Source organism: Photorhabdus stackebrandtii (genome assembly GCF_011189495.1).
Taxonomy (GTDB): Bacteria; Pseudomonadota; Gammaproteobacteria; order Enterobacterales; family Enterobacteriaceae; genus Photorhabdus; species Photorhabdus khanii.
Genome location: NZ_PUJV01000045.1, coordinates 1 through 12,055, shown reverse-complemented (window position 1 = coordinate 12,055; position 12,055 = coordinate 1). Strand labels below are relative to the sequence as shown.

General features: G+C 46.3%; 12 protein-coding genes and 4 pseudogenes. 6 read left to right on the top strand and 10 right to left on the bottom strand.

Annotated features, from left to right (window positions below):
- Positions 1 to 259, top strand: a 259-nt coding sequence (locus C5470_RS20390) for a hypothetical protein (protein ID WP_166291552.1), incomplete at its 5' end; no start/stop codon positions are given.
- Positions 260 to 277: 18 nt separating this feature from the next.
- Here C5470_RS20390 and C5470_RS20385 read toward each other — a convergent pair.
- Both C5470_RS20385 and C5470_RS20380 read right to left on the bottom strand, forming a co-directional pair.
- Positions 278 to 766: a GNAT family N-acetyltransferase gene (locus C5470_RS20385; RefSeq protein ID WP_166291550.1), complete on the bottom strand. Its 489-nt coding sequence runs from the start codon at positions 764 to 766 to the stop codon at positions 278 to 280.
- Complete coding sequence (locus C5470_RS20380) at positions 757 to 1,029, bottom strand: type II toxin-antitoxin system TacA family antitoxin (RefSeq protein ID WP_166291549.1); 273 nt, start codon at positions 1,027 to 1,029, stop codon at positions 757 to 759. The genes C5470_RS20385 and C5470_RS20380 overlap by 10 nt, the downstream gene beginning before the upstream one ends.
- A gap of 867 nt (positions 1,030 to 1,896) precedes the next feature.
- Between C5470_RS20380 and C5470_RS20375 the strand changes: the two genes are divergently transcribed.
- Positions 1,897 to 2,925: an IS110 family RNA-guided transposase gene (locus C5470_RS20375; RefSeq protein WP_166291547.1), complete on the top strand. Its 1,029-nt coding sequence runs from the start codon at positions 1,897 to 1,899 to the stop codon at positions 2,923 to 2,925.
- Positions 2,926 to 3,267: 342 nt separating this feature from the next.
- Here the strand turns inward: C5470_RS20375 and C5470_RS20370 are convergent, their stop codons facing one another.
- Together C5470_RS20370 and C5470_RS20365 are read right to left on the bottom strand one after the other, a co-directional pair.
- The gene (locus C5470_RS20370) at positions 3,268 to 3,543 is read right to left on the bottom strand and encodes a type II toxin-antitoxin system RelE/ParE family toxin (protein WP_112877870.1); all 276 of its coding nucleotides are present in this window, start codon (positions 3,541 to 3,543) and stop codon (positions 3,268 to 3,270) included.
- Complete coding sequence (locus C5470_RS20365) at positions 3,543 to 3,824, bottom strand: CopG family ribbon-helix-helix protein (protein WP_207627058.1); 282 nt, start codon at positions 3,822 to 3,824, stop codon at positions 3,543 to 3,545. The genes C5470_RS20370 and C5470_RS20365 overlap by 1 nt, the downstream gene beginning before the upstream one ends.
- 212 nt (positions 3,825 to 4,036) lie before the next feature.
- Here C5470_RS20365 and C5470_RS20360 point away from each other — a divergent pair, with 212 nt between their 5' ends.
- From C5470_RS20360 to C5470_RS20345, 4 genes and pseudogenes are all read left to right on the top strand, one after another.
- A complete protein-coding gene (locus C5470_RS20360; RefSeq protein WP_166291545.1) occupies positions 4,037 to 5,017 on the top strand; it encodes a virulence RhuM family protein/type II toxin-antitoxin system death-on-curing family toxin in 981 nt (326 codons plus the stop codon).
- Positions 5,018 to 5,023: 6 nt separating this feature from the next.
- A pseudogene (locus C5470_RS20355) lies at positions 5,024 to 5,579 on the top strand (recombinase family protein).
- Between the two features lie 185 nt (positions 5,580 to 5,764).
- Entirely contained in the window at positions 5,765 to 5,986 is a 222-nt protein-coding gene (locus C5470_RS20350; RefSeq protein ID WP_242688225.1) for a PAAR domain-containing protein, read from the top strand.
- A 268-nt stretch (positions 5,987 to 6,254) separates the two neighbouring features.
- Positions 6,255 to 6,566 (top strand): annotated as a pseudogene (locus C5470_RS20345) (IS982 family transposase); the annotation flags it as partial.
- Between the two features lie 26 nt (positions 6,567 to 6,592).
- Here the strand turns inward: C5470_RS20345 and tnpA are convergent.
- From tnpA to C5470_RS23050, 6 genes and pseudogenes are all read right to left on the bottom strand, one after another.
- Positions 6,593 to 7,036, bottom strand: coding sequence for an IS200/IS605 family transposase (tnpA, locus tag C5470_RS20340; protein WP_166291543.1), 444 nt, complete (start codon positions 7,034 to 7,036; stop codon positions 6,593 to 6,595).
- The gene (locus C5470_RS20335; RefSeq protein ID WP_166291541.1) at positions 7,036 to 8,238 is read right to left on the bottom strand and encodes a ParB family protein; all 1,203 of its coding nucleotides are present in this window, start codon (positions 8,236 to 8,238) and stop codon (positions 7,036 to 7,038) included. Before C5470_RS20335 ends, tnpA begins: the two co-directional genes overlap by 1 nt.
- Positions 8,235 to 9,609: pseudogene (dnaB-PI, locus tag C5470_RS20330) on the bottom strand (SPI-7-type island replicative DNA helicase). The gene C5470_RS20335 and the pseudogene dnaB-PI overlap by 4 nt, the downstream one beginning before the upstream one ends.
- Positions 9,602 to 10,485 (bottom strand): annotated as a pseudogene (locus C5470_RS20325) (ParA family protein). Before C5470_RS20325 ends, dnaB-PI begins: the two co-directional pseudogenes overlap by 8 nt.
- 537 nt (positions 10,486 to 11,022) lie before the next feature.
- Positions 11,023 to 11,850, bottom strand: coding sequence for a tyrosine-type recombinase/integrase (locus tag C5470_RS20320; RefSeq protein ID WP_339917074.1), 828 nt, complete (start codon positions 11,848 to 11,850; stop codon positions 11,023 to 11,025).
- The coding region (locus C5470_RS23050; protein ID WP_242688214.1) for a hypothetical protein at positions 11,807 to 12,055 on the bottom strand (249 nt) is incomplete at its 5' end. The genes C5470_RS20320 and C5470_RS23050, both read right to left, overlap by 44 nt.

The window sequence follows — 12,055 nt, the reverse complement described above, 5'->3', positions numbered from 1 at the left end:
GCTGTCTACGCTTCATCTCCTTTGTTACCGCCGGAAACGCAAGACTCGCTACATAGTGGTCTGGCTAATCCCTTTCTACGACGGGACTTTCACCCGCAAGATCAGTACAGCTTTGCCCAGCGCACCGATCATTACATTCTCTAGATTGGACAACACCACTTTTTGGGCTGAAATAGTGGGAATGGATAGCAATCGCTTGGTACAAATCGGTACTGCCCGTAGAACGTTCAGGATTTTGCGTTCATGGCATGAGCTATGATGGCTTTAATACCAACAATTAGTTCTGTTTGCCTAATGGAAGCATCAGCGTGTATGGCTCCAACGGTGACTGGGCGAAGCCAAGACGCGTATAGAACGTTCGGGCGCTCTCATCAAGTGCGTGGACGATTATAGCTGAAATGCCCACCTGTTCCGCCGTGCTGGCGATACGCTTCCAGGCATCTTGGAGAAGCAATGCCCCGAGCTTCTTCCCCTGATGTTCCATATCGACAGCCAGACGGCCGAGAAGCACTACAGGGATAGGATCTGGCATATTGCGTTTAAGCGATGGTGTAGATTCAATATGATTAATTGAACCGGCGCTTAGGCAATAATAACCTATAACGTCTTTTGTGCCTTCCTTGCAAATAACAAATGTGCGGCTCGCGCCGAGCTTATTATTTTTTAAAGCCCGGCGTGAAAGCCATTCGTTTAATGTTTCATGCTGGCAATAAAAATCATTTATATTATGTTCAGCTGTTAATATTTCAGGTGCGCTTATTCCCATGGTGCTTTATATCCCATGAGTTTTTTAAAACCTGCATTATCAGAAAGCGGTTGCTCCAGCATTTGCATGAACGCATGATATTTTTCGTCGTTAACGAAAAAGTGGCGCTGATCAAGTATGGCCTCTTCGGCTGCGCGGCAGGCAGCATCCAAGATGAAATCAGTTCGGGTCTTTGAGTGCAGGTTTGCTGCATGGTCAATAAGCTCCCGCTGGAAGGCTTGAGCCCGGATGTTGATCGGGGTTTCTTTAGGTTGTGTTCTCATAAATCACCTGTGTAGCAAATTGGTAGACAGTCATCATAGCAGTTGTGTAACTAATAGCTACACATTTAGCGTCTCCATTTGAAATCTCATGAAACATTGCATAGGGAAATTAACGAATGACTGAACGTAGTCGAACAAATGGAATGGTGCAACTCTTTTGCAACGACAACACATTGCTCCGCGTTTAATACTCGAACCACAACGCCCCGCCGCGACTTTTCAGTCCGAGATGACTATAAGATATATGGACACTGATTCAATTCAAGTGGGTGAGTAAATTTTTTTGACAACGTAGTCGCAAACATATATCCGGCTTCAATGAGCCCTGATGAAAATCCGCACCCTCTGCCCTCATTAACTGAAGACGGAGTATATATTTCTGGTGCAACCTTGGCTCCCTTGAGCGAACATATACCTTCAGGATGAATTGTGAGCACCATTCAGTATAGATATAACCGATTCAATTGGTCTAGCTGGCAAAAATAAATCACGCTGCGTCTTCTCATCACCATCCCGAATAGTTATGATGCATGGGTAATGGATATGGATGTAGCCAGCGACTCGACCAATATCAATGCTGCGGGAGCGGATATTCCAGCAGACTGTAGGATTACCATGCAAATGAAAGTTAGAAATTTCGAGGGCGCTAAGTTATATATCAGCCGCTGTACATTTCGACCTATTCCTGCACGGTAAACTACAACTAACACGAGCTGTTAAGGACGCACCTTTGGTTATGTGCCAAAGGCGTATTTCTAACATACGAATTTTGCTTAGCGAATGAAAGGGACTTCCCCTCGATTTGGTTACTGTGTTGATTTTCCGTGCCATCATGGGGAGTAACCAACATATTACAGGGGATTCATTATGACCATCGCAACTATGGGTATCGATCTCGCAAAAAACACCTTTGCTGTTCATGGTATTGAACACAACGGCAAACCTGTTCTTGTTAAACCCAAAGTATCTAGGACTGCGCTGCCTGAGTTAATCGCTAATTTACCGCCCTGCCTGATCGGTATGGAAGCCTGCTCCGGCGCACATTATTGGGCAAGGTTGTTCCGGCAGTACGGCCATGATGTCCGGCTAATGGCCCCAAAATTTGTTTCTCCCTATCGTCTGGCGGGTAAAGCTGGAAAAAATGATGCCGCCGATGCATTAGCCATCTGTGAAGCTGTCCAGCGTCCGCATATGCGCTTTGTCCCTGTTAAAGATGAAGAACAACAATCGATGCAATGTTTGCATCGTACTCGCCAGGGGTTTATTGAAGAAAGAACGGCTTTATATAACCGGCTCCGTGGCCTGCTATCTGAATTTGGTCTCGTTGCCCCGCAACGCACAGAACAGCTTCGTTATTTGGCCGCAGAACACAGGGAAGCCTTACCTTGCTGGGTTCGGCAGTGTGTTGATGATCTGCTGGGGCATATTGATGCCATTGAGCTGAAAATTAGTGAATATGATCGTATTCTGGCAAAGATAGCCGATCAGGATAGTCGTAGTAAAAATTTGATGAAAATCAAAGGGATTGGTCCGACAACAGCGAGTGCATTGGTTGCCAGCATCGGTGATGCCCATGATTTTAGAAACGGCCGTCAACTGGCCGCTTGGTTGGGTCTAACGCCCTCGCAGTACAGCAGTGGAGGAAAATCCCGCTTGGGGAAAATCACTAAAGCCGGTGACAGTTACCTGCGTACTTTACTTGTCCAGGGAGCACGTTCTGTGATGATTGGTGTGGAAAATAAACAAGACCCATTCAGTAGATGGGTTAGTTCACTGATCAATCGACGAGGTTACTGGTGCGCAGCGGTGGCTATTGCGGCAAAAAATGCCCGTTTATGCTGGGCATCATTGAGTTATGGTGATGACTTTAGACTGTATTCCGCATCAGATACCTGAAACAAGTCTGTAGAGAAAATTACCTTTTCTGGCTGCAAGCGTTGATGTTAAAGGGTTAGACCCCGTGAGGAATTTCTGTAAATCGTACTGGATATAATTATCCGATTAGCGAACGAGAACCTCATGAGCGTCTTTCATCAGGGTCCGAATCGATGATAATTCATCATGACCGTTTATAGTACCGCAGTCTTATCCCTTTATTTCAGAGATGGTCAGACAGAAAATAAAAAACCGACGTTGACTGTTCGGGGAAGTCCTTATAATTCGCTAAGCCTCGTGCACGATTTAAACCGGAACCGCAGCCCATACCGTCAGGCAGCTCGTGGCTGGCGACGTTGCATCTCAACGGTCTTCTCGGGTATGCCACAACCGCAGCACGTAGATCATCGAATCAAGAATTTCGTAACGTACCTCGTACTCGCCAACCAAAATACGCCTTACCTCACGTGGCTCGAACTGAAATAGTTGCTCTCCAATACGCGGATTAGTTAGCAAAATCGTCGGAGCCTGGGTCAGCGACTGTACCGCCCGAGCGGCAGCTGGCTTATTAGCCAGAGCCAGAAATTCATACAAACGCGCCAAATCTGACAGCGCCTTAGTGGTCCACTTAAGCTCCATCAACGCGGCACCGGCAGTTGATGGTCGGTACCGAGGCTGTCAGCCCAAGCCTGCACCGCCTGGTGATCGATAACTCGACCGGTATCCACGTCTGCCAACGCTTCTTGGGTCAGACGATCACGTTCCTCTTCTTGGGCGATCCATGCGGAAAGCGCCTGTTTCATGATCCAGCCACGTGAGCGTTCAAGTCGGGCTGCCATCTGGTCAACTTTGTCAGCCATCGGGAGTGGCACGTGTACGGTCAGTACCTTGGTTGCTGCTTGTGTCATGCTGCTCTTCATTCTAATGACTCCTCTTGTTTTATTTTAATCAAAGTTAATCATAGTGATTGACTTTGATTTGGTCAAGAGTGTCAAATTGAACTATACCCTATCCTGATGTCAGTTCCGCCAAGTAAAACATGTCAGAATAACCCCAATTATGCATTAATTGACATTTATTAAAGGGGATCATAGAGTCTTTCCTGACACTTCAGAACACAAAAAGCAATGAAATGGGCGAACTTGTCATTTATCAACCAAGCAATGGGGATAAAGTTTCGGTAAGGCTGGAAGGCGATACACTTTGGCTCACACAACGGCAACTGGCGGAAATTTTAGAAACATCGACCGATAACATTAGCCTGCACCTTAAAAACATTTATACCAGTGGTGAATTGACGGAAATAGCAACTACCGAGGATTTTTCGGTAGTTCAACACGAGGGGCATCGATCCGTTTCCCGAAAAATCAAACATTACAATCTTGATGCCATCATTTCTGTCGGCTACCGCGTCAATTCGAAACGGGGTACGCTGTTTCGTCAATGGGCGACCGGTGTTCTACGCGACCATTTGATGCAAGGGTGGTCGCTGGATCGCACCCGTTTCGAGCGCAACGCAGCCGAACTGGAAGCTGCGTTGGCATTAGTCAGGAAGACTGCGCAATCTCCCAGTCTCATTGTCGAAACCGGCAGAGGTCCGGTTGAAATTGTTAGCCGTTATATTCAAACCTTCTTGCTATTGCAACGCTACGATGAAGGTTCATTGATTGAGCCCAAGGGAACAACGGGCGGGCTTATGCCGTCTATTGACGAAGTCAGATGTTCCATCGCTGGGTTGAAAGCAGATCTTATATCACGGAATGAAGCCAGTGAGCTTTTTGGTCTTGAACGCGGTGATGCACTCGAAGCTATTCTCGGCAATCTCGACCAGTCCGTATTCGGTGAGCCTGCTTATCCAACTATTGAACGTAAAGCGGCACATCTACTGTATTTCGTCATCAAAAATCATCCTTTGTCTGATGGTAATAAACGTACCGCTGCTTTTCTGTTTGTTGACTTCCTCAGCAATAACAACGCACTGATGCGAGATGGACAGCCTGTTATAAACGACATTGGGCTTGCTGCGTTAGCGTTGCTTGTCGCGGAATCAGCACCAACGCAAAAAGAAACAATGACCCGTTTGATTGAAAACATGTTAGTTGGTGTAAGGTAAATCAGCATGAAAGGACAACGCATTGGCTACATCCGGGTGAGTACGTTCGACCAAAACCCAGAACGACAACTTGAAGGTATTCAGGTTGACCGAACCTTTACCGATAAGGCATCAGGAAAGGACGTGAAGCGCCCGCAATTGGAGTCACTCATCAGTTTCGCACGTGAGGGCGACACCGTCGTGATACATAGTATGGATAGACTGGCTCGCAATCTCGACGATCTGCGTTGTATCGTACAAACGCTGGCGCGGCGTACTCATCGAATTTGTTAAAGAACATCTCTGTTTTACTGGGGAAGATTCACCGATGGCAAACCTGATGTTGTCTGTCATGGGAGCGTTCGCCGAATTCGAACGTGCGTTGATCCGCGAGCGACAACGCGAAGGTATTGCACTTGCTAAGCAACGCGGGGCTTCCCAGGGGCGCAAGAAAGCACTAGAACCAGATCGCCGTGCCGAACTACGGCGTCGCGCTGCTGCCGGTGAAAAGAAAACGCAGTTGGCGCGCGAGTTCTGTATTAGCCGTGAAACACTCTATCAATATCTGAAAATGGATAACTGACTATGCCGCGCCGCTCAATTCTTTCCATCAATGAGCGTACCAACCTACTTACTATGCCTGAAAATCAGGATGATTTGATCCGTTACCAGGATGAGCGGCTGACATTACTGGAGCAATAGCTCGCCACAGTTGACCGGTTGGCACAGGCAAACGAGCTACCTGATGCTATTATCACTGAATCAGGACTGAAGGTTACTTGTAGAACAGCTTATGGAAGATTAGTCAACCAACAACTGGCGGTTGCCCGTAAAGGCGATCCGGTATTTTGTCCCGCCTGTAAACAAACCGGGGCTATTGCGGAAGGCTCCAATTTGTTCAATATACAGGGAATACCTGTTGCACTGGAGGGACACCGGGTTAATTGTGGTTGCCCGACTGGAGCCTGTCGATTAAAGGTACGGTCATAAATATCACATTCCAAGGCTCTTAATTGAAATATCCATAAAACCAGAGCAGGCTTTAAACTATTATTAAAAGTCACTGTTTTAACTTATGGTTTTAATCGGTACAGAGTTTTAACAGTTTTTTACCCCTTTTAACGCCTGTTTTTTATTACGTTTAATCATCATCGGCTATCGTATTTTAACCCGAATTCTGGATAAAAAATTGACATGAAGCCTGTTCCAGGAGCAGTGTTTTGGTGCATGCCGAAACAGCTCCGGGGAGGAACAGGCTATGGACAACTTAGTTGAAATTTTCTGTGATGTCGATGATTTTTGCCGTTTTTTCATCCCTCAATGGGAACTAGTTTGTCTCGATAGCGGGCATCGTTTACGCCGCCGACAAGGTCACCTGTATCCCAGTGAAATCATGACCATTTTGATCCTTTTTCATCTGTCACATTACCGGGATTTTAAACATTTTTATCTAGAACACATTTGGCAATATCACCACAACGATTTTCCCACCTTGCTCAGCTATCCCCGTTTTGTCAGTGTGGCCCCTTCCGTTTTGGCACCACTATGTAGCTATCTGACTCAAATGAAGAACCCCGCCGCAAGCAGCGGGGTATCTTAAAACAGTGTGAACTGATAGTCCGAGTGTAATTTGTTATATTCTTTGCCTTGATTTTTAACATATTTGCCAATCATCTGTTCGTTTCCATGTTTACCAACTGTGCGGGCAAAATATCCATCTGTCCAAAATTCTCCGCCCCATAGTTTCTTTTTCACTTGAGGACAACGTTTGAATATTTCTCTTGCTGTCAGGCTTTTTATCAGCGTTACAATCTTTATCACACTATATGTTGGCACCGATTGGATCAAGAAATGCACATGGTCTTTGTCTGTACCTATTTCCAAAAATTTCAACTGATACCTTTGCTCAATTTCAAGGCAAATATCTTTTAGTACTTCATCAACCTGTAAGTCAAAAACCACCTTGCGGTACTTAGCTGGTAACACCAGGTGATACATCAAGATGGTGACATTATGACTTTTGTGAAGGTATTCGCTCATTATGTTAGCTTACGCCGCAAGCGGCGGGGAATTAGACCCCAAGAGATTAAAGGTTCAATATCTTCCTTATCCAAATCCGATACTGTCGACAATGTTGGCTGTGCCCCATGCATACCTGGTTGAGCTTCAATTTTAGAAGGCAAAGCGGCCTCTTCATTTTCCTGACTTTCGATAACGGCCACAGGCGATTGCGTTTCTAATACAGAAACCTGCCCAGAACTTTTGGTGACAAACGGTACCAAACCTTCGGAGACTAACGCGGCTTGCATATCTGCCTGCCGCAAATGGTCAGCAACAGGCGGGGGATCACCAAATAACTGGCGGCGATTTCGTTCTTTTGGATCGAGCTCCAACAGCCATCGGTCATAGTTAAGTGCAGGATGCGGCAGAGCTTTCAGCAATTCCCAGACCAGCTCATCCCGTAATATTTCAAAAGAATAGGCTTCCGGATCATCAAGACGCTGACAGGCTTCACTAAAAACAGAATCGAAATCTTTTTCACATGACAACCCGACAGAGAAAGTATTCCAGATTTTTTGGGCATCGGTTCGCAAAGCCAAGATATTTGTCGCTTGTGGACGCCCCATTCCAGATATCAACAGATTGGGTATACAAGAATACAAATATTGCACAGTGTTATCCATCTGGCTAATACTTGTTTGTGAGATCGGAAGCCCGCCTTGTTTCAACAACCCCATCAGTTCTCTTTGTGTTACACTCCTTCCTAAGTGTTCTTCGTGAATAGCGCGGGCATTACGAACACCAAACGCTTTCTCGATAAACATTAAATCACCCCGAACCTCGTTTTCTGCCAGATGCCCGATGACGCAGTGCAATCGTCCAGGCCAGGGTTTAAGCAGACAAGGAATGCGGTAAAAACGTTCTTCTTCTGTTTCCTGCCACAATTCACTTAAGATCTGATAACGGGTATTACCGCCATCACTGAAAATATAAATATTTTCATTCCCACTATTAGGATTGCGTGTGATCTTTGGTACGCTGTCCAGGCCTCTGGCCCGAATTGAAGCCTTAATATCATCAAAACGGGGGTTATCGGGATTGGGACGTAGCTCATCCAGCGTCAGCACCATCGGTATCTCTGCGACCGGTAAAACGACGGGGCTGGCTGATAATTGTGGTGTTTTGCCTTGTTGCAGTAATGCATCACCTAAAGAAAGCTTATTCTTGCCAGGTCTGCTCATGCATACCCCCTGCCGAAGTCACCACGCTCTACCGGAAAATCACTAAATCGGGTACAGGTACCCTCAAACTGAACTCTGACTGTTCCAATCGGCCCCTGGCGCTGTTTACCAATAATGATTTCTGCCACCCCAATATCCGGTGTATTGGTTTCATACACTTCATCCCGGTAAACAAACAGAGTCAGGTCGGCATCCTGTTCCAACGCACCAGAATCACGCAAATCACCGTTGTTGGGGCGTTTATCTAAACGTTGTTCCAGTTGACGATTAAGTTATGAGAGGGCAAGTACCGGGCAACCTAGCTCTTTGCCTAACGCTTTCAGACTACGGGATATTTCTGCGATTTCCTGCGTCCGGTTTTCCTGTCCTGGACTACGCATAAGTTGCAAATAATCGACGATAATCAGTGACGGTTTACCGTATTTGCGGACATTCTGGCGGGCACGTGCACGCAATAAAGCAGGCGTTTGGTAACTGTTGTCATCAATTATCAGCCGGTTTTCCCACTGTATTAACGTCTCCATCGCTCTGCTAACCCGCGCCCAGTCTTCATCATCCATCAAGCCACTGCGCAGACGTTCAAGCGGAACACGCTCTAACATGGATACCAGGCGCACCAGTAATTGCTCCATCGGCATTTCCAGACTAAAAATCTGGACAACCGTCTCTGTCGCACTCTCCAGTGCGCCCTGACCAAATGCCAACGCCAGCGCGGTTTTCCCCATCGAAGGTCTGCCAGCCAGCAGGATAAGGTCACCCGGCTGAAGACCACAGGTTTTGGTATCCAGTTCACTAAAACCTGTCGGAGTACCCGTTACCCCATTACCGCCATTGGCCTACTCTAATTTTTCAATCAAGTAAACCCAGCCCTTCTTTCAAGCTAATATCTTGGTGTGCAGCTCTCTGCTCAGACAGCGTATATAAACGCTGCTCAGCCATTTCAGTAATGTCAGTAAACTCAGCACGGGGATGACTAGCCTGAGCGCTCATCTCATTTCCCAGCGTTATCAACTGACGCAAGCGACTTTTGGCCTGAACAATTTCCGCATAGGCAACAATATTTGCAGCACTCGGTGTGTTTTTGCCGAGTTCGGCTAAATAAGCAAATCCCCCAACCTGTTTTAGTTGCTCCTTTTGTTCCAAACGTTCAGATAACGTCAGTACATCAGCAGGCAAATTGGCCGCAAACATGGTTGCGACAGCGCCATAAATCCGTCGGTGAGCAGGCAGGAAAAAATCATCAGCATGTATCAGTGGTACAATTTCATCCCATCGATCATTATCCAGCATCAACCCACCGAGAACGGCTTGTTCAGCATCGCAAGAATACGGTTGTTCAATGCCATCCGGTAAAGAAAAAGGGTCACGCATTCTTCGCCCCCTTATTCGCAATCAGTGCATCAAACTGTTCATACCATTCAGGGAACAACTCACAGGCCAGACAGTGCATTGTTTGTGCCGCAGCAGGGCTTTTACGGGTGGTTTTATATTCAAGGCGGTGAACGGCTGGGCACGCACGTGACCCAGCTTATAAATATCAAGCAGGTCAATACGAGTTTTCAACAGTTGGTATACTCTTCGCCCGCCGAGAGAGGACGTATCGTAACGTTTATGCTCGATAATATGGGCCAGTTCATTCAACGTATCATGGTCAAGATTGGTGCCTTCAATGCTGTTCGCCAGTATCTGAATTAAAGGTAATCGAATACCATAATTTTCAAACGGTTGCAGTCGCGTCAACATCCGCAACGATCCCCGCAGAAATTCACGTACATCCGGCAGAATGGGCTTAATCACACCCAACACAAATTCAGTGGCCGTCAGCACAACCAGCTCCGCCATGACGCCAGTAGCCCCTTTGGAATCAATGATGATAGCGTCATACTGGCTGAACAGAGGATGCTGCAATATATTCTTCAGTCGCAAACGTCCGTCAGATGCATGAAGCATGGCCGTAGGCAGGAGTTCATCGGGATCATTGGAAATGATGACATCCAGATTGTTTATAACAGAGCGGGAAATGATCTGGTCTTTCTGACCCAAATCAACAGATTGCATAAGAAGCTCATACAAACCTGTCGGGGCTTCGTACTCAAGTGCAAAAATACTGCTTGAAGTGGGTTGAGAATAATCAGCGTCAAGAAGGAGAGTTTTGAATCCGGCATCGGCAAGAAAACCAGCTAGATTAGCGGCATGTGTGGATTTACCTTCACCACCTTTAGGCGAAATTACGGGAAGTATTTTCATTTTACACACTCGAATTTAAGTAATTCGAAATATGAAAAGTACTAACCCAGTATCTTAATTACAAAATTCTCACATTGATTACAAAACACCAACATCTCAGCAAGAGGATTGAAAATCCTCGTGTCGGTGGTTCGATTCCGCCTCCGGGCACCAATTCAAAGTGCGTTGGTTGGGAGATTAAAAAACTCGACGGGCGTTCAATATAGGAACCTAAATGCATCGTTTCAGTTGACTTGATCTTGCATCGCTTCGATATAAAGTATAAAGGTTCTAGATTCAGGATATCTGAGAAATCAGATGTCCTTTTTTCGTTCGAGCGCAATATTTACAAGTTCTATTGCAACTGTCAAGCCATCCAAACTAAAATCAACGAATTAATTAACACGATGTTGTATATCGGTTGTTAAGATTTCCCAATTGATCAGATGAAGGTGAGTTATGGAAGATTGTATTGGTTCAAAAAAATTCCCCATCTTGCAACAGGGAATTATTTATGTAGAAAAAGGCAAATTCAGACAACAGCGAGAATATTCTGTTTTATCCGATTAGCATTTCGCCTCTTTCTGGCTCAACATCAATATACAGCATCAACTCACGCTCCAGCGCGCGCCCGGCAATATCCAGATTGATATCAATATATTCCATCGTCGTGGCAATACTGCGATGCCCCAATAATCCGCGCACCATTTGCAAATTACGATCAGGCGCTTTCATCAGTTCAGTTGCCAAAGTATGCCGGAAACGGTGGGGGCCCACATCAAATCCACACTCCTTTGACAAACGACGAAAGAATGACTTTATCGTCTGTAATTGATCAGTTTCATTTCCTCTGTCTGTTTTGGCGGTAAAATAGTTCACACAGAACAGGGGATCACTGGGTTTTGCCCCAGCGGCTTGCGCACGTTCCAGCAAAATCTCCAGCCGCGGATACAACCATTTCACCACCGGCACCTGGTGTTCATAATGGTTCTTACTCCCCTCAGAGCAAAGAATAATCCGGCGCTCATCCAGGTCAATATCCCCGAGCCGGATATGTAATAACTGATTTTGCCGCATCCCGGTATAACGCAACGTATCCAATACCGTCAGCCAGTACCAGGTCGGATATAATGCACAGCGGGCACGATGATTATCCCCTGTCTGTCGTTCCCGCTCTTCAAATTGCCCCATCGTGAGATACAAGGTTGTCAGTTGTTTTTTGGTCAATGTTTTCTTTTTATTTTTGTTCTCATTAACCTCTACACCAATAAATGGGTTTTCCGTTTGGGGCAGTATTTTTTCTTCTATCGCCAAATTAAACACTGACCGCATATGCGCAATCTTACTGTTCCAGGTCACCCCTTTCAGTCCGCGCTGATGCAACACATATCTGCGCCACGCCAGGACCTGCTGTCGGGTTACCTGAGCAGGCCGATTGTCGGCACCTGCAAACACCTGGAATGTGTAATGCCTGGCGCATTGCATCAAATGCCGGAAATGCCGCCAGACTCCCCAACGACATCCCACCCAATGAAGCCAGACGGCCCACTGAATTCATCAGGGTAAAATCCGCGTTACCCCCGTAACCGGC

Bases quoted from the DNA above. Each gene is read 5' to 3' on its own strand.
- tnpA (WP_166291543.1), bottom strand. From the start codon at position 7,036: ATGAGCGAATACCTTCACAAAAGTCATAATGTCACCATCTTGATGTAT.
- C5470_RS20335 (WP_166291541.1), bottom strand. From the start codon at position 8,238: ATGAGCAGACCTGGCAAGAATAAGCTTTCTTTAGGTGATGCATTACTG.
- C5470_RS20360 (WP_166291545.1), top strand. From the start codon at position 4,037: ATGGGCGAACTTGTCATTTATCAACCAAGCAATGGGGATAAAGTTTCG.
- C5470_RS20380 (WP_166291549.1), bottom strand. From the start codon at position 1,029: ATGAGAACACAACCTAAAGAAACCCCGATCAACATCCGGGCTCAAGCC.
- C5470_RS20365 (WP_207627058.1), bottom strand. From the start codon at position 3,824: ATGAAGAGCAGCATGACACAAGCAGCAACCAAGGTACTGACCGTACAC.
- C5470_RS20375 (WP_166291547.1), top strand. From the start codon at position 1,897: ATGACCATCGCAACTATGGGTATCGATCTCGCAAAAAACACCTTTGCT.
- C5470_RS20370 (WP_112877870.1), bottom strand. From the start codon at position 3,543: ATGGAGCTTAAGTGGACCACTAAGGCGCTGTCAGATTTGGCGCGTTTG.
- C5470_RS20385 (WP_166291550.1), bottom strand. From the start codon at position 766: ATGGGAATAAGCGCACCTGAAATATTAACAGCTGAACATAATATAAAT.